At 63.2% G+C, this 16,412-nt stretch carries 16 protein-coding genes; all 16 read left to right on the top strand.

The window, feature by feature from the left end:
• Positions 1 to 37 precede the first annotated feature (37 nt).
• On the top strand, positions 38 to 1,342 hold the full coding sequence (locus tag BKA04_RS09870) for an ABC transporter substrate-binding protein (protein WP_104096256.1): 1,305 nt from the start codon (positions 38 to 40) through the stop codon (positions 1,340 to 1,342).
• 141 nt (positions 1,343 to 1,483) lie between these two features.
• Positions 1,484 to 2,650: an N-acetylglucosamine-6-phosphate deacetylase gene (locus BKA04_RS09875; RefSeq protein ID WP_167309725.1), complete on the top strand. Its 1,167-nt coding sequence runs from the start codon at positions 1,484 to 1,486 to the stop codon at positions 2,648 to 2,650.
• A gap of 50 nt (positions 2,651 to 2,700) precedes the next feature.
• Positions 2,701 to 3,855 carry an N-acetylglucosamine-6-phosphate deacetylase gene (locus tag BKA04_RS09880; protein ID WP_104096258.1) on the top strand — a complete coding sequence of 385 codons (1,155 nt, stop codon included), beginning with the start codon at positions 2,701 to 2,703 and terminating at the stop codon, positions 3,853 to 3,855.
• Positions 3,852 to 4,619 (top strand): sulfite exporter TauE/SafE family protein, encoded by a 768-nt coding sequence (locus tag BKA04_RS09885; protein ID WP_104096741.1) that lies wholly within the window; start codon positions 3,852 to 3,854, stop codon positions 4,617 to 4,619. The genes BKA04_RS09880 and BKA04_RS09885 overlap by 4 nt, the downstream gene beginning before the upstream one ends.
• 297 nt (positions 4,620 to 4,916) lie before the next feature.
• Entirely contained in the window at positions 4,917 to 6,131 is a 1,215-nt protein-coding gene (locus tag BKA04_RS09890) for an ABC transporter substrate-binding protein (RefSeq protein ID WP_198413321.1), read from the top strand.
• On the top strand, positions 6,131 to 7,255 hold the full coding sequence (locus BKA04_RS09895; RefSeq protein WP_232842027.1) for an ABC transporter ATP-binding protein: 1,125 nt from the start codon (positions 6,131 to 6,133) through the stop codon (positions 7,253 to 7,255). The genes BKA04_RS09890 and BKA04_RS09895 overlap by 1 nt, the downstream gene beginning before the upstream one ends.
• Positions 7,256 to 8,197: an ABC transporter permease gene (locus tag BKA04_RS09900; RefSeq protein ID WP_104096259.1), complete on the top strand. Its 942-nt coding sequence runs from the start codon at positions 7,256 to 7,258 to the stop codon at positions 8,195 to 8,197.
• Positions 8,198 to 8,200: 3 nt separating this feature from the next.
• Positions 8,201 to 9,076 carry an ABC transporter permease gene (locus BKA04_RS09905; protein ID WP_104096260.1) on the top strand — a complete coding sequence of 292 codons (876 nt, stop codon included), beginning with the start codon at positions 8,201 to 8,203 and terminating at the stop codon, positions 9,074 to 9,076.
• 54 nt (positions 9,077 to 9,130) lie between these two features.
• Positions 9,131 to 9,901, top strand: coding sequence for a 6-phosphogluconolactonase (locus BKA04_RS09910; RefSeq protein ID WP_104096261.1), 771 nt, complete (start codon positions 9,131 to 9,133; stop codon positions 9,899 to 9,901).
• The gene (locus BKA04_RS09915) at positions 9,898 to 11,325 is read left to right on the top strand and encodes a tagaturonate epimerase family protein (protein ID WP_104096262.1); all 1,428 of its coding nucleotides are present in this window, start codon (positions 9,898 to 9,900) and stop codon (positions 11,323 to 11,325) included. The genes BKA04_RS09910 and BKA04_RS09915 overlap by 4 nt, the downstream gene beginning before the upstream one ends.
• Positions 11,322 to 12,107, top strand: a complete 786-nt coding sequence (locus tag BKA04_RS09920; protein ID WP_104096263.1) for an SDR family oxidoreductase — start codon at positions 11,322 to 11,324, stop codon at positions 12,105 to 12,107. The genes BKA04_RS09915 and BKA04_RS09920 overlap by 4 nt, the downstream gene beginning before the upstream one ends.
• Positions 12,108 to 12,159: 52 nt before the next feature.
• Entirely contained in the window at positions 12,160 to 13,398 is a 1,239-nt protein-coding gene (gene manD / locus BKA04_RS09925) for a D-mannonate dehydratase ManD (protein WP_104096264.1), read from the top strand.
• Positions 13,399 to 13,404: 6 nt separating this feature from the next.
• A complete protein-coding gene (locus BKA04_RS09930) occupies positions 13,405 to 13,926 on the top strand; it encodes a gluconokinase (RefSeq protein WP_104096265.1) in 522 nt (173 codons plus the stop codon).
• A 9-nt stretch (positions 13,927 to 13,935) separates the two neighbouring features.
• Positions 13,936 to 14,757, top strand: a complete 822-nt coding sequence (nadE, locus tag BKA04_RS09935) for an ammonia-dependent NAD(+) synthetase (protein ID WP_104096266.1) — start codon at positions 13,936 to 13,938, stop codon at positions 14,755 to 14,757.
• A 248-nt stretch (positions 14,758 to 15,005) separates the two neighbouring features.
• Positions 15,006 to 15,710 carry a 50S ribosomal protein L25/general stress protein Ctc gene (locus BKA04_RS09940; protein ID WP_104096267.1) on the top strand — a complete coding sequence of 235 codons (705 nt, stop codon included), beginning with the start codon at positions 15,006 to 15,008 and terminating at the stop codon, positions 15,708 to 15,710.
• Positions 15,711 to 15,719: 9 nt separating this feature from the next.
• Positions 15,720 to 16,313 (top strand): aminoacyl-tRNA hydrolase, encoded by a 594-nt coding sequence (pth, locus tag BKA04_RS09945; RefSeq protein WP_104096268.1) that lies wholly within the window; start codon positions 15,720 to 15,722, stop codon positions 16,311 to 16,313.
• Positions 16,314 to 16,412 lie beyond the last annotated feature (99 nt).

Here is a 16,412-nt window from a genome sequence, read left to right on the forward strand (position 1 = left end):
ACCGGAAAACCAAGCTCAACCAAGAAAGGTGCACCACATGAAAAGGCAACGCAATGTCATGTCGCTCATGGCGACAGCGTCCATAGCAGCAATGGCGCTGGCCGGCTGTTCGGCAACCGGAGGAGGTGACACAGGCGACGCGGCCCCGGAGTCCAACGAGATCACCGTCGCCGCTCAGGCCTGGATGGTCCAGAAGTTCCACATGGCGGACATGGTCAAGAAGTTCGAGGAAGCGAACCCCGGAAAGACCGTCACCGTCGTCGAATACCCGGACAACCAGGCACTTTCCAACTTCGCGCTGCAGTGGAGTCAAGGCAAGTCGAGCCAGGACCTCGTCGTCGTCGACGGAGCCTCAGTGGCCGTTCAGTTCCTCGCGAAGGATCTGATCGTGGACTTCAACAAGACAAAGTTCTTCGAAGGCCCGACGGCGAAGGACAAGTTCATCGGCGAGACCCTTGCGTTCGACTCGCTTGACGGCGTGCAGTTCGCGATCCCGATTGGACTCGAGACCTACAACATCAGCGCGAACAAGACCTACTTCGAGAAGGCTGGCCTGCTCGACGCGAACGGCGATATCCCGGCTCCCAAGGACTGGAACGAGCTCTACGACATGGCCAAGGCCATGACGGTGAAGAGTGGAAGCACGGTCACCATGCCGGGTATGACCATCCAGTGGGGCCCGAACGCGATGAGCACCATGATCGCCGTCGAGCAGGCGGTGCGCGGTAGCTTCTACAAGAGCGACAAGAAGACGCTGACCTTCGACACTCCGGAAATGCGCGAGGTGCTCAAGATCTGGAAGAAGGGCGTCGACGAGGGCGTGTTCTCGATCGATACCTTCGCCAACAAGGATGCCGGGCGGAGTAACTTCAACGCCGGAAACATCCCGATGGTGCTCGAGACCGCCGCACACGTTCCGGAGGCTGCACCGACCATCGGTGTGGACAACTCGGTTGTGCTCGCGATGCCCGGCTCCATGGAGAACGGCTCATACGGCTTCACTGCGGGGATCATCATGCCGACGGCGTCGAAGAACCAGAACCTGGCCATGAAGTTCATCCAGGAGGGCATGATGTCCGATGTTCAGGTCGCCGTGGGCCTCGAGTGGGGAAAGCTCCCAGTGATCCAGGAGCACTTCGACAAGATCGACGCACCGTGGAAGACCGCGATGTACGACCTCGTCAAGATCTCGCAGCCGGCCCCGATGTACCGGGATCTCCCAGAGATCCAGGTCACGGGTAAGCAGATGCTGCAGGACTACCTGACCGGGAAGGTCGACCTTGACAAGTTCATCGGAGACCTCGAGTCCCTGATCGACAAGGCGAACAAGGACGCGAAGTAACGCTCGGTTGACGTAGCGGAAACAGCTCTGGAAGGGCCCTGCGGCATGGTCGTCATGCCGGGTGTCGAACGACACGCAGGGTCCTTCCGGAGTTCGCGGCGCGAACCCGGAGAAGCCCGAAGAGAAGCGAGGAAAGCCCCCATGCCGCAGGAATGGATCGGAAAGCACTGGTCGACCGGTGAAACCGTTACCGTCACTACGGAAGACGGCATCGTCACCGCTATCGCCCCGACAGCAATCAGCACAGACCAGTGGATCGCCCCAGGGCTCATCGATGTCCAGGTCAATGGGATGGGCGGGTTCAACCTCAACGGGGGTATGCCATATCCCGAGAACGTCCACGGCACGCTTGCGGCATTGCATCGGGAGGGGGTCACGAGATTCTGTCCGACGATCGTGACGGCGCCCCACGAGAGCATCATCGCTAGCGTCAGCGCCATCGTCGAGGCCTGCGACGCGGATGACCTCGTCGACTACTCGATCATCGGCATCCACATCGAGGGGCCGTTCATCTCCCCCGAGGACGGACCGCGGGGCGCCCATAATGTCGCCTGGGTACGGCCGCCGGACTGGAACGAGTTCCTCGACTGGCAGGTTGCGGCGAAGGGCAGGATCAGGAAGGTCACCCTTGCCCCGGAGCGGCCAGGCGCCATCGACTTCATCGAGAAGCTGTGCGCCAGTGGAGTGGTCGCCGCGATCGGACACAGCGCGGCATCCGTTGAGGACGTCAAGGCGGCTGTCGACGCCGGGGCGACGATGGCAACCCACCTCGGCAACGGGGCGCATCCCCTTATCAAGCGCCACCCCAACTACATTTGGGCCCAGCTGGCGGAGGATAGGCAATGGGCCGGCCTCATCCCGGATGGCTTCCATCTGCCACCGACGACCCTCAAGGTGATGATCCGGGCGAAGGGGCGGAAGGCCATCCTCACGAGTGATGCTTCCTACCTCGCGCAAATGCCCGCGGGTCGTTACAGCACCCACCACGGGAAGGACGTCGTGCTCGAACCCAGTGGGATGCTGCACCTCGCGACCACGACCGACATCCTTGCCGGTTCGGCGCTGACGCTGCGCAGAGGGTTGCAGAACGTCGCGAATTTCGGCATCTTGCCGCTGGGTGAGGCCATCGACCTCGCAACTCTGCACCCCGCGGAACTGTTCGGGCTCGATGAGAGCGGGGTGGGAACACTTCGCGTCGGTGGACCGGCAGACCTAGTGACCTACCGTTGGGACGAGGATTCCGCAGTCGGCGAGCTGGCGATCACAAACACGGTGGCGCGCGGGGAGCTTGTCTACACCGCCGAGTAAGCGGTGATCGTGCCTCAATAAAAGATGGACGAATGTGAAGGAGCAGGTCAATGGCTGAAGTACGCGAGGCGCTTGTAGGACCCGACATCGTTGTGGATGACACGGTGCTGGTAGATCATTCCGTCCTGGTGCGAAATGGACGTATCGAAGCTGTCGTGCCGATCGCCGAGCTTCCCTCTGGCGTGATCCGGCGCGACCTGGGCGCTGGGCTCTTGACCGCGGGTCTGATCGATGTCCATACGCACGGTGCCGGCGGCCGTGGCTTCAATGAGGGGTCCGCCGAGGCGAATCGTGAAGCGCTCTCCGCCTATCTGCAAGCAGGAGTGACCACGTTGCTTCCGACACTCGCTTCGGCGCCGATCGACAGTTTGGTGCGGTCTCTTGAGTCCGTCGAATCGGTGCGCGGCGGCGATGGTCTTCCACGAATTCCAGGTGTCCACCTCGAGGGTCCGTATTTTTCGGGGGAGCAGCGTGGGGCGCAGGATCCCGCTGCACTGCGGTCCCCGGATGATGGTTCGATCGAGCAGCTTCTGGACCATTCGGATGTGATCCGCATGATCAGCTTCGCGCCGGAACTCCCGGGCGCGGTCGAACTGACGGAGCGGCTCGTCTCACTCGACATCGTCGCCGCTGCCGGCCACAGCGACGGGCGCGATGAGGATCTCCTGGCCTGCCAGCGTGCCGGGCTGAGCCATGTCATCCACATCTTCAGCGGTCAGTCGACCACGATCCGTGTCGGACCATGGCGCAAGCCCGGCATGCTGGAGGCCACGCTGGCCTCGGACGACCTCACGGTCGAGATGATCGGAGACGGCAAGCACCTGCCGGACACGCTCATGAAACTCGCGATCCGCTGCCTCGTCGGCCGGCTGTGCCTCGTCTCCGACTCGACGCCCGGTGCCGGGATGGCGGATGGCAGCCGTTACCGCATGGGTGATGCCGAGTACATTGTCGAGAACGGTGTAGGAGTGACCCTCGACCGGACAGCATTCGCCGGCAGCACGACCCTGATCTCCGAGATGCTGCCGATCGTCGGGGCACTCGGCGTCGGTGTCGCCGATCTAGTTGCCATGGCCACCTCGATTCCCGCGAAGGCGGCCCGTCTGGTGGATGTCGGACGCATTGCGCCGGGGTTCCATGCAGACTTCGCCCTTTTCGATGACCAGCTGAATCTGAGTGCGGTGGCTCTGGCCGGCCAATGGTGACCCTGCTCGACGGATTCATCATCGTTTCTGCAGGAGTCGCTGCCGGCATCATCAATGTTGTGGCGGGGGCAGGAACGCTCATCACGTTCCCAGTGCTTCTCGCGCTCGGCATCCCGCCGGTGACCGCGAACGTGTCGAACACGGTCGGACTTGTACCGGCCTCGATCTCCGGCGCTTATGGCTATCGCCGGGAGCTGCGTGGTCAGTGGCCCAGCGTGATCAGGATGGCGACGCTGTCGGGGGTCGGAGGTCTGGCCGGTGGCGCGGCGCTCTTGCTTCTCCCCGCTGACAACTTCTCGGTGATCGTTCCATTCCTCCTGCTGATCGCCGCCGTCCTCGCGGCGATCCAGCCTCGAGTCGCCGCCTTTGTTCGGCGTCGGTCCGCTGAGGAGGCCGTGCAGGCCACACGCCCGCTCACCTTCGGACTGATTCTCGGTGTCTTCCTCACGGGTATCTATGGCGGGTACTTCGGTGCAGCGCAGGGTGTCGTCCTGCTCGCGCTGCTCGGCATTCTGTGGTCGACGGACCTCAACCGGGCGAATGGTGCCAAGAACGTTCTCGCCGGAGTGGCCAATGTGATCTCGGCAGTACTCTTCATCGCGATGGGCATCGTCGACTGGCAGATCGCTATCCTCGTCGGGGTGGGGTCCGCAATCGGCGGCTGGATCGGCTCCCGGATTGGCCGTAAGTTGCCTGCGTCGATCCTGCGTGCGATTCTCGTTGTGGTCGCTGTAGTAGCCGCCATTGTTCTGTTCCTCACCTGACCTTCGGACCGCGCGCCGATATGGGGTTTTAGAATCATCATCCTTATGAGTAACACTTTTGTAGAAAAGATGTCTTTTTAGTCTCATTTCTTAGACAGCAAGGCTAATCTAGGTCAAAATCGCCGAACGCAGCTGGGAAAAGTTGTTTGTAAAAGTATGCTTTTTAGAGCTAGGCTTTCAATTAAAGAAACAGAAGCCCGGACCCGCGAAGGCGGCGACAGTACGCCGACACGGAAACCGGCTGAGGTTTCCGCATCCCGCAATCGCCGGATCATCTGTCTCGATGAGGAGAGCACAATGAAGTTGAACAGCACCAAATTGGTCGCCGGTGGGCTGGGTGCCCTCCTGGTGGTAAGTCTTGCCGGATGTATTGGTGGTGACGGTCCAGCCAAGGCTCCGGATGCCAGTGATCTCAAGCTGCCGAGCTCGCCAGTCACGCTCAACCTCGTTGACGTTTCCGGGGACGTTGTCATCGCACAGCCGATGATCGAGGCCTACATGAAGTCCCATCCAGATCGCCTGGCCAAGGTTAATTTCGACACCGGTGACGCCACGGAAATCGCAGGAAAGCTCCAGGCGCAGCAGGCAGCTGGTGTCTCGCAAATCGACATTGTCCTGACCGGCAATGACGCACTTGGTGCGGGGATTGCTCAGGGCTCGTGGTTGAAGCTGCTACCTGACTACAACAAGCAGCTTGGCGACAGCGTGGCCACTTATCTGCCGGACGCGAAGAAGATGCTGGACCTTGGCGAAGGCTATGCGATCGTCAACGACTTCGGCAATCCAGGCCCGTTGCTGGAGTTCCTGCCCAGCACCGTGACCGATGTTCCGACAACCGCGGCGGGACTGCTTGAGTGGGCGAAAGCTAACCCAGGACAGTTCATGTACGCCCGACCTGCGAACTCAGGTCCCGGGCGGGCATTCGTACAGGGACTGCCATACATTCTCGGTGATTCAGACCCGAGCGATCCGATCAATGGCTGGGATAAGACCTGGGCGTACCTCAAGGAACTCGGCCAATACATCGAGTATTACCCCTCAGGGACAACTGCCACGATGAAGGAGCTCGCAAACGGAACGCGCAGCATCATTGCGAGTTCGGCGGGATGGGACATCAACGCCCGGGCCATCGGGACAGTTCAGAAGGAGGCTGAGGTTTCTGCCCTGGAGAACACCTCCTGGATCATCGACTCGAACTACATCGTCATTCCGAAGGGGATCTCGAAGGACAAGCTCGCGGTAGTTCTGGACCTCATCCAGTGGATGCTGACCCCGGAGCAGCAGGCGAAGGCCTACGATACGGGCTATATGTACCCGGGACCGGCAGTCGAAGGTGTAACGCTTGATATGGCACCGCAGGAGAGCCAGAACGTCATCAATGAGTTCGGTCGCGAAAAGTATGCTGACCTGATCGACTCCTACCCCACCGTGCTGCCGCTGTCGAACACCGCGATGGGCGCCATGTTTGACAAGTGGGACCGTGAAATCGGTGCCGGGATGATCAAGGAGTAGTGACCAATCCGTTGAATTCGGATGATTTCTCCGAACTCAGGTTGGAGGGGGTGTCGCGGGCCTTTGGCAAGTCCGCGGCACTCGCCGACCTGACACTCACGGTGAAGCGTGGCGAGTTCGTCGCACTGCTGGGTCCATCTGGCAGTGGCAAGTCGACGGCTCTGAACTGCATCGCCGGACTGCTTCCGCTTACGGCGGGGACGATCAGCCTCGATGATCGCAGAGTGGATCACCTGGCCCCCGAGCAACGGGGTTTCGGAATGGTCTTTCAGAACTACGCACTATTCCCGCACCTGACCGTGCGTGGAAACATCGCCTTCGGCCTCAAGATGCGCAAGGTGCCCAGGGCGGAAATCACCCGCCGAGTAGATGCCGCCCTCGCACTAGTGCAACTTTCAGCGCACGCCGACAAACAACCGGGACAACTATCCGGTGGGCAACAGCAGCGCGTGGCCATCGCGAGGGCGGTGGTCGTTGAGCCGCCCGTCGTCCTCATGGATGAGCCATTGTCAAACCTGGACGCGAAGCTCAGGCATGAGATGCGCGCCGAGGTGCGACGACTCCATCAGGAGCTCGGACTGACTACCATCTACGTCACTCATGACCAGGAGGAGGCTCTCTCGCTTGCCGACCGACTCGTTGTGCTGAGCGACGGGCGGGTTCAACAAATCGGTACACCTGAGGAGGTATACCTGCGGCCGATCAACAGTTTCGTCGCGGACTTCATGGGGTATCGGAACCTGCTCTCGATGACCGCGCACGGTGTCGACGGCGCCGACCACCTCCTTCTGCGCGGAGACGGGATCGAGCTCACCGCGGTCCGGAACGACGAAAGCGTGCTGGACGGTCCCGTGACCGTTGCCATGCGCCCGGATGATCTGGTGGTTGGGCAAAGCGGGGGTAACCAGTTCTCCGCGGTAGTCACCTCGATTGAATATCAGGGGCGCGACTTCGAGGTGCAGGCTGTTGCGACATCAGGTGCGGCACTGTTCCTGCGAACTCCGGAGCGATTGATCGTGGATCAGTCGATCAGTATCGGTATCAGTCCAGAACGACTGATGGTGTACCCGGCAACAAAGAAGTCGACGCCAGCGGCGCCGGTACCGGAGCACGAGGCGGTATAAGTGCCTTCACTACCCACCGCGTCACGCGCCGCTGCCGAATCGGATCACGCACGAGCCCTCTCTCGGGTTTCGCTTCGGCACCGGCTAGCCGAACGGGGCCTGGACCGGATCATCTGGCTGGCCGTTCCGGGTTTCCTGTTTGTCGTAGCGCTGTTCATCTACCCCGCGATCTTCGGCGTTGTGCTGTCGTTCCAGCCGAATGATGACAGCGGGTTCTTTGGGAACTACATCGAGTTCTTCACCGATGCTTACCTGTTCGACACGATAGGCAACACCTTCCGGATCGCCTTGCCCGCTGCTTTGATCAATGTGCTCGCATCAATCCCACTCGCACTTGTCATGCGTGGGAAGGTGCGTGGGAAGCGCGCGATCAACACCATCCTGATCATCCCGATCAGCTTGGGTACCGTTCTTGTCGCCGAAGGGCTTCTGACCTACCTGGGCCCGCAAGGCTGGTTCAACAGGATATTGATGGGGATCGGACTGATTCAGGAGCCGGTACGGCTCACCCACAACATCTGGGGCGTCATCATCTCGCTCATTATCACCGGGTTCCCGTTCGCTTTCCTCCTGACCCTTTCTTATATCTCCGGCATCAACCCCAAAATGGAAGAGGCTGCGAGCACACTGGGCGCTGGCCGGTGGCAGCAGTTCTATCGGGTCACCCTCCCGCTTCTCGCTCCGGGTCTGGCCATCACGTTCTGCCTCACCTTTGTTCTCGCGTTCTCCGTTTTTCCGTCAGCAGTAATGTTGGGAAATCCTGCGGGGGATTCCCATGTTCTCTCCGTCGCCGCAGCCCAGACCGCATTTCAGAAGTACGACTTCCCGCTCGCCTCGACAATCTCGGTCATCACTGCGGTCGTTGAGTTGCTCGTCGTGGCACTTGTCCTCCTGTGGCGTTCACGGTTGTATCGCGGTAGTTCGGCCGGCGGAAAAGGGTAGAAGATGACACAGCTTGTCGTGCGCGAACGTCGCGCAGAGCGCCAGAAGGGCGAACGACGTAAGTCGCCGTTTCGCTGGCTCGTGTGGGTCGCCGCGATCTTCTTCTTCCTCAACCTCTTCGGTGTCATCGCGTCGGTACTGGCGAACTCGTTCGCCACCGAATGGTTCGATACCTGGCTGCCTTCCGGATGGACGACGAAGTATTACCAGACGGCGTGGCAGGACTTCCAGCTCGCTGACACGCTGATTGTCACCATGCAGGTCGCCGTCACGGTCGTCGTTGTCTCACTCATCATCGGTGCGCCAGCGGCCTACGTGCTCGCCCGGCGGGAGTTCCCCGGCAAGAAGGCCCTGATGCTTTCCTTCCTGCTGCCGATCATGGTGCCTCCGATCACCTACGGTATCCCGCTCGCAACACTCCTGTACAAGTTGCATCTTGGAGGAACGCTGAACGGTGTGATCCTGGCCAACCTGGTTCCCGCCGTTCCGTTCGTCGTGCTCGTGATGACGCCGTTCATCGAGCAGATCGATCCGAAGATCGAGGCGGCTGCGAGGATGTGCGGAGCGAAGACCTGGCAGATCTTCACGCGCATCCTCGGCCCGCTCGTGATTCCGGGCCTGCTGGCGGCGGCACTGCTCGTGCTCGTTCAGACGGTCGCCCTTTTCGAGTTGACATTCCTCACTGCGGGACCCGGCACCCAGACGCTCGTCGTCTCGTTGTACTACGCGGTGTTCGCCTCCGGCATCCGGCCATCACAGGCGATCAGCGCCATGGCGGTCATCTACATGCTCACAACCCTGGTGATCCTGGTGATCGCGCTGCGCTATGTGAGCCCGACCCAGATGGTTACCCAGATCAAGGACAACAGCGACGACTGATCTCACTCATCCCCAGAACTTCCCCTCTAATTGTTTCTCGAAAGGAACTCCACCATGGAAAACCTGAACTACGACAAGCTCGCGGTCACGATCGCCGACTCGAACGATGAGCTCGGCAGGGAGGTGGCCGAAGCCTTCGCGGTCGCGGCGCGCGCCGCACTGCGGGAGAAGCCGGAGATCGCTGTCATCCTCGCGACCGGGAACTCTCAGTTGAGTTTCGCCACAGCGGTTCGCGAGCGCGACGACATCGAGTGGTCGCGCATCACGATCCTGCACATGGACGAGTACCTCGGCATGTCGGAGGACCACCCGGCCAGCTTCCGTCGCTGGATGAAGGAGAACATCGTCGCCTACGTCTCACCGAAGGCGTTCGAGGGCGTCCGGGGAGACCACGAGCCCGTCGAGGAGGAACTCGAGCGGTACTCCGCGATTCTCCGGGACCTCGACCCGGCGATCACGGTCATGGGGATCGGCGAGAACGGCCATCTCGCCTTCAACGATCCGCCCGCCGATTTCGAGGCGACCGAGCTGATCAAGATCGTCGAGATGGATGAGGTGTCACGCAACCAACAGGTGGGGGAGGGTCACTTCGCCTCGCTCAGTGTCACGCCGAGCCATGCCCTGAGCCTCACGATCCCGACCCTGTTGCGTCCGGACGCGGTGCTCGTCGGATGCCCGGAGGCGCGCAAGGCGAAGGCCGTCAAGGCCACCCTCGAAGGCCCGGTGACGCCGGAGGTCCCCGCATCCATCCTGCGGACGCAGGCGCATGCACGCCTCTTCCTGGACCAGGAGTCTTCGTCGCTTCTCGATCGCGTGCGGTCATGACGGAAGGCAACCTCGAGCTCTCGATCGTCGGCATCGGCGACGCTCGGCGGCTGAGGGTGTCCGCACCGTCAGCGGCGGCGCTCGCCGATTTCGAAGGGACAGCCGCGGAGAGTGCGACCGGCTCTGTGCTCGATGGCCCTCTCTCGGCAGCGAACGCCGTCGCGGTGCGCACACACGTGCCATCACTACGACCCCAGCCGATCGGCCTGCGCACGTCGGCCGGAGTCGGAGATCGCCTCGGGCTCGCGGCTCCTGGTCAGGTGCGCGCGTTCCAGAAGTTCGGCGCCGGCATCGTGCCGATCTTCGCGCAGCAATCCGCGCGGGAGATGGATCGGCTTGGGCGCATGCCGCAGCAGGTCCTGGATGACGCGACCTTCGGCTGCCTTCAGGCGGGTTGGGACGGTCCCGTTGGGGCCGACGCCGATCACCTGAAATCGACCGCCGAGATTGACCGCTGCCTCGACGCGGGATTCACGCTGTTCACGCTCGACCCGGGCGAGTTCGTCCGGCACATCGAGGGCACGGTCACAGCGCAGCAGCTTGAGGACGTCCCCTGGGGAGACCTGGAAGACGACCTGGAGTCGATGACCAGGCGCTATGCGGACTTCACGATGGAGGTCGGCGACGGCATCCTTCGCCTGAGCGAAGTCGATGTCTTCCAGGCTGCCGCGAAGTACGGTGCGGCAGTCGCCTACACGGTGTCGATGTACCGTCATCTCATGGAGCGTGCGACCTATCCGGTCGAGGTCGAGGTCTCCGTCGACGAGACGGATGATGTGACGACGCTTGCCGAGCACGTCTATATGGCCACCGAACTGAAGCGACTCGGCGTGGAGTGGGTGAGCTTCGCGCCGCGCTATGTCGGATCGTTCGAGAAGGGCGTCGACTACATCGGTGACAAGCAGGTGTTGTACACGAGCCTCGCGAACCACACGCACATCGCACGCGCTTTCGGCCCATACAAGATCAGCCTGCACTCTGGGTCGGACAAGTTCAGCATCTATGAGGGCGCGGCCCAGGCTACCGGCCGGCTCGTGCATCTCAAGACGTCCGGCACGAACTACCTGGTCGCCGTCGATGTGGCGTCGCGCTTCGATCAGGAGTTGTTCCGGAACATCTACGCCGTCAGCCGCGATGCCTACCGGGGAACCCGTGCGAGCTATCAGGTCTCCGCCCGCCTCGATCGCACCCCGGAACCTCATGAGGTTCCGGATGAGAGACTGCACGACCTGGTCACGGCCTTCGACAGCCGCCAGATCCTGCACGTCGGATACGGCGCGGTCCTGAGGACGGAAGACGGACAGGGCGCTTCGCCCCTCGCCGCCTCCCTCCGCGAACTGCTTGCTGCTCACAACGATGCCTACGAGTCGGAACTCGAGGCGCACATCGGCCGCCACCTCACAACCTTCTCGGAGAAGTCATGACCGCCGTTTCAACGCCCGGAGAGCTCTTCGACCTGACCGGCAGCCGTGCCGCGGTGATCGGCGGGACGGGAGTGCTCGGTGGGCGATTCTCCGAGTGTCTCGCTGCGGCCGGCGCGGAGGTAGTCGTGCTCGGGCGCTCCGTCGAGCGCGGCGGCGCAGTGGTCGACGCGATCCTGAAGGCGGGCGGAAACGCATCGTTCCAGTCTCTCGACGTGACTGATCGCGCATCCTTCGATCGTGCCGCGGCAGTGCTTCAGGATGCCGGAGGCTTCGACATTCTCGTGAACGCGCCGGGTGTCAACAACACGACGCCATTCGCCGACCTGACTGATGAGGAGTGGAATCGGCTGCTCGACGTCAACCTGAGTTCGGTCTTCCGCGCCTGCCAGGTGTTCTCGCCGCTCATGCAGAATCGCCCGCTCGGCGCGTCGATCATCAACATCTCGTCGGCGTCATCCGGCCCGCCGCTCAGCCGCGTCCTCGGCTACGGGGTCGCGAAGGCGGGAGTCAACAACATCACCCAGTACCTCGCGCGCGAGTTCGCCCACGATCGGATCCGGGTGAACGCGATCATCCCGGGCTTCTTCCCAGCCGAGCAGAATCGTGCGGTACTCACCCGGGAGCGGGTCAACAGCATCATCGGCCACACACCGCTGCAGCGCCTCGGTGTCCCCGAGGAGCTCGATGGTGCACTGCTGTGGCTGGCGGCATCCAGAGCCTCCGGGTTCGTCACCGGCGCCCTCGTGACCGTCGACGGCGGGTTCTCCGCCATGACCATCTGACCGCTCTGCGGCAATCCAGTACAAAACAGAACTTGTCAACAGAAAGGCAGCCATGATCATCGCCAAAGCAGAGGTCATCGTCACGAGCCCCGACCGCAACTTCGTCACGCTCAAGCTGACGACGGATGACGGACTCACCGGCCTCGGCGACGCCACGGTGAATGGGCGCGAGCTCGCCGTAGTGAGCTACCTGCGCGACCACGTCGTCCAGCTCCTCATCGGGCGCGACGCCCACCGGATCGAGGACACCTGGCAGTTCCTGTACCGCAGCGCATACTGGCGCCGCGGCCCGATCACGATGGCCGCGATCGCCGCAGTGGACATGGCCCTGTGGGACATCAAAGGCAAAGCCGCCGGCATGCCGGTCTACCAGCTGCTGGGCGGCGCGAGCCGCACCGGCCTGCTCGCGTACGGCCACGCCTCCGGCAAGTCGCTGCCGGAGCTGTTCGACAGCGTGCGCAAGCACCAGGAGGAGGGTTACCGAGCCATCCGCATCCAGTCCGGCGTCCCGGGTCTGAGGGCGATCTATGGAATCGCCTCGAACGAGACGTTCGCGGCGAACCACGGCCAGCGGTACGACCACGAGCCCGCCCAGCGCGGGGCGTTCCCCGCCGAGGAGGACTGGGACACCCGGGCCTATCTGCGCCACATCCCGACGGTGTTCGAGGCGGTGCGCAACGAGTTCGGCCCCGAGATTCCGCTTCTTCACGACGGCCACCACCGGATGACGCCGATCCAGGCCGCCCAGCTCGGCAAGTCGCTCGAACCCTACGACCTGTTCTGGCTCGAGGACTGCACGCCGGCCGAGAACCAGGAGGCACTGCGTCTCGTGCGCCAGCACACGACGACGCCGCTCGCGATCGGCGAGATCTTCAACACCGTGTGGGACTACCAGCAGCTCATCCGCGAGCAGCTCATCGACTACGTGCGCAGCGCTGTGACCCACACCGGTGGTATCAGCCACCTCAAGAAGGTGCTCGAGTTCGCCGCGCAGTACCAGGTCAAGTCTGGAATGCACGGGCCGACCGACATCTCCCCGGTGGGAATGGCCGCGGCCATGCACCTGGGGCTCGCGATCCACAACTTCGGTATCCAGGAGTATATGAAGCACACCGAGCGCACCGACCAGGTGTTCGAGCAGTCTTACACCTGGCAGAACGGCCTTCTGCATCCGGGCGACAACCCGGGCCTCGGCGTCGAGTTGAACCAGGACGAGGCGGGCAAATACCCGTACGAGCAGGCCTACCTCCCTTATAACCGTCTTGCCGACGGCACCGTCCACGACTGGTAGACAGACATGAATCCTCTCGTCGTCCTCCTGGGCGTCAGCGGTTCGGGCAAGTCGACCGTGGGCGAAATTCTTGCGCGCGAACTCGGCGTCCCGTTCGAGGACGCCGACGACCTTCACCCGCGGACCAATCTCGTCAAGATGGCGGCCGGGCATCCGCTCGACGACAACGACCGCTGGCCGTGGCTGCGCACAGTGGGGCAGGTGCTCTCGAGAGCGGATGCCGACGGCACCGGCCTCGTGATCGCCTGTTCCGCGCTCAAGCGCTCCTACCGCTCGGCGATACTCGCCGAGGAGCCTCGCACACGCTTCGTGCTTCTGGACGGCCCGCGCGAGCTGCTCGAGGAGCGCCTGGCGCACCGGGAGGGCCACTTCATGCCGGCCTCACTGCTCGATTCGCAGCTGGCGACACTCGAGCCACTTGGAGCCGACGAGCCGGGGGTCACCGTCTCGATCGACCAGACACCCGAGGCGATTGCGCTTGACGCCTCCCGGGCGATCATCGATTCGGCTGGACTGACACCGTTGTAGGGTCGTGTCATGCGCCCGCTGCAGCAGCAGATCATCCGCGACCTGAACGTGTCGGCGACGATCGACCCACGCGAGGAGATCGACTCCCGCGTCGGCTTCCTGGTCGAGTACGCGAAGACGACACATGCGAAGGGCTTCGTGCTCGGCATCAGTGGGGGGCAGGACTCCTCGCTCGCCGGCCGCCTCTGCCAGCTCGCGGTCGAGCGGCTCGCCGCCGACGGCATCCCCGCGGAGTTCATCGCCGTGCGCCTCCCATACGCCGTGCAGCGCGACGAGGACGACGCCCAGCTCGCGCTGCGTTTCATCCAGCCGCAGCGCACGATCGACTACAACATCCAGCGTGCGGTCGACGGATTCGAGGCCGAATACCTCGACGCGATCGGCGACGAGATGACCGACTTCACGAAGGGCAACGTCAAGGCGCGCACACGCATGATCGTCCAGTACGCGATCGCCGGCCAGCGTTCGCTGCTGGTCGTCGGCACCGACCACGCCGCGGAGGCGGTCACCGGCTTCTTCACGAAATTCGGCGACGGCGCAGCCGACACCACACCGCTCTCTGGCCTCACCAAACGGCAGGGCCGCGCGCTGCTCGAGGAACTCGGCGCACCGGAGCGTCTCTACCTCAAGGAGCCCACCGCCGACCTGCTCGACGACACCCCCGGCCAGTCCGATGAGGCGAACCTGGGCCTCAGCTACCAGCACATCGACGACTACCTCGAGGGCCGTGAGGTTCCGGATGCCGTCGCAGACGCGATTGAGGCGAAGTACGTCACCACCCGCCACAAACGCGCCGTGCCGGTCACCCCCTTCGACGACTGGTGGCGCTGAGGGCGAGTCGGCGGCGTCCGAGGGCGATGCCGCATCCGGCACCCGCGCGCATGCGCTAAACTCGGGGATTGAACTTCGGCGAGGGATCGCTGGGGCCGGGCCGTTTCAGGATGGCTGGGCGCAGCATCCGTAATCGACGCGGTGAGCAGGCAGGGTCTTCGCAGGCCGCAGAGTCTTTCCTCACGCGCAGGCGTTCGAGTTGACAACCACGAGACACGCGGGCCGGAAAGCCTGCGAAGGAGACAGACATGACCGACAAGAAGGTTTCGACCGGCAAGAAGTCGCAGGCCGACAAGGACGCGAGCGCCGACAACCACATCAAGGCGGAACTGCGCGAGAACTTCGGCAAGGGCTACGCCCGCCGACTCCGCGCAGAGGGCCGCATTCCCGCGGTCCTCTATGGGCACGGCACCGCGCCGCAGCACGTGAGCGTTCCCGCACACGAGGTCGGTCTTCTCCTGCGCAAGGCGAACGCCATCCTCGACCTCAACATCGCGGGCAAGAAGCAGCTCGCGCTCGTCAAGGACGTGCAGAAGGACCCCGTGCGCCAGATCATCGAGCACCTCGACCTGGTCATCGTCAAGAAGGGCGAGAAGGTCCACGTCGAGGTCCCGATCCACCTCGAGGGCGAGTCGTTCAGCGGCACCATCGCGATGCTCGAGGTCAACACGATCCGCGTCGAAGCGGATGCCACGAACATCCCGGAGCGCATCGTCATCGACATCGAGGGCGCAGAGGACGGCACGAAGATTCACGCTGCGGATGCCGTGCTGCCGGAGGGTTCGACCCTCATGGATGAGCCCGACCTGCTGCTCGTGAACGTCATCGTTCCTGCCGCAGTGAGCCTGGGCGAGCCCACAGAGGGCGAAGCGGCCGAAGAGGTCGAGGGCGAGGCTGCTGCGGAGGCCGGCGAGGCCGCCGACGAGGCTCCTGCCGAAGCCGCCGCAGAGTAGCTTTCACGCATGACCACCGATTCGTGGCTTGTGGTCGGGCTCGGGAATCCCGGGCTCGGCTACGCCGCGAATCGCCACAACGTCGGCGAGATGGTCGTCGCCGAGCTGGGCATCCGGATGTCGGCGAAGTTCAAGCGCCACAAGGCGAACGCGATGGTCGCCGAGGTGCGCCTCGGGATCGGCGGGCCGAAGCTGATCCTCGCCGGCACGAACACGTTCATGAACGTCTCCGGCGGCCCGGTCGCGAACCTGCTCAAGTTCTATTCGCTCGACCCGTCGCGACTCATCGTCGTGCACGATGAGCTCGACATCCCGTTCGACACGGTGCGTCTCAAGTTCGGCGGTGGGCATGGCGGGCACAACGGCATCCGGGACATCGTGTCGGCGGTCGGCACCGGTGACTTCATCCGCGTGCGCGTCGGTATCGGTCGACCGCCCGGGCGGCAGGATGCGGCCGACTTCGTGCTCAAGGACTTCTCCTCGACCGAGCGCACGTCGCTTCCGTCGCTGATTTCGGATGCCGCGGATGCCGTGGAGGCTATCGCCGTCGACGGGCTCACCGCAGCCCAGCAGCGGTTCCACTCGCCCGATCCCGCATCCTGAAGTCACCGTTGCCTGAGTAGCGCGCGTCACAAAGGGAAGCTTCGCGGTGACCGCTCAACCACCGGAACGGTCGGGCGACGTATCGAAACCACGGCACAC

The organism is Terrimesophilobacter mesophilus (assembly GCF_014200375.1).
GTDB classification, from domain to species: domain Bacteria; phylum Actinomycetota; class Actinomycetes; order Actinomycetales; family Microbacteriaceae; genus Terrimesophilobacter; species Terrimesophilobacter mesophilus.

Coding starts and splice junctions, on each gene's coding strand:
- BKA04_RS09870 (WP_104096256.1), top strand. CDS start 38: ATGAAAAGGCAACGCAATGTCATGTCGCTCATGGCGACAGCGTCCATA.
- BKA04_RS09875 (WP_167309725.1), top strand. CDS start 1,484: ATGCCGCAGGAATGGATCGGAAAGCACTGGTCGACCGGTGAAACCGTT.
- BKA04_RS09880 (WP_104096258.1), top strand. CDS start 2,701: ATGGCTGAAGTACGCGAGGCGCTTGTAGGACCCGACATCGTTGTGGAT.
- BKA04_RS09890 (WP_198413321.1), top strand. CDS start 4,917: ATGAAGTTGAACAGCACCAAATTGGTCGCCGGTGGGCTGGGTGCCCTC.
- BKA04_RS09905 (WP_104096260.1), top strand. CDS start 8,201: ATGACACAGCTTGTCGTGCGCGAACGTCGCGCAGAGCGCCAGAAGGGC.
- BKA04_RS09910 (WP_104096261.1), top strand. CDS start 9,131: ATGGAAAACCTGAACTACGACAAGCTCGCGGTCACGATCGCCGACTCG.
- BKA04_RS09915 (WP_104096262.1), top strand. CDS start 9,898: ATGACGGAAGGCAACCTCGAGCTCTCGATCGTCGGCATCGGCGACGCT.
- BKA04_RS09920 (WP_104096263.1), top strand. CDS start 11,322: ATGACCGCCGTTTCAACGCCCGGAGAGCTCTTCGACCTGACCGGCAGC.
- manD (WP_104096264.1), top strand. CDS start 12,160: ATGATCATCGCCAAAGCAGAGGTCATCGTCACGAGCCCCGACCGCAAC.
- BKA04_RS09930 (WP_104096265.1), top strand. CDS start 13,405: ATGAATCCTCTCGTCGTCCTCCTGGGCGTCAGCGGTTCGGGCAAGTCG.
- nadE (WP_104096266.1), top strand. CDS start 13,936: ATGCGCCCGCTGCAGCAGCAGATCATCCGCGACCTGAACGTGTCGGCG.
- BKA04_RS09940 (WP_104096267.1), top strand. CDS start 15,006: ATGACCGACAAGAAGGTTTCGACCGGCAAGAAGTCGCAGGCCGACAAG.
- pth (WP_104096268.1), top strand. CDS start 15,720: ATGACCACCGATTCGTGGCTTGTGGTCGGGCTCGGGAATCCCGGGCTC.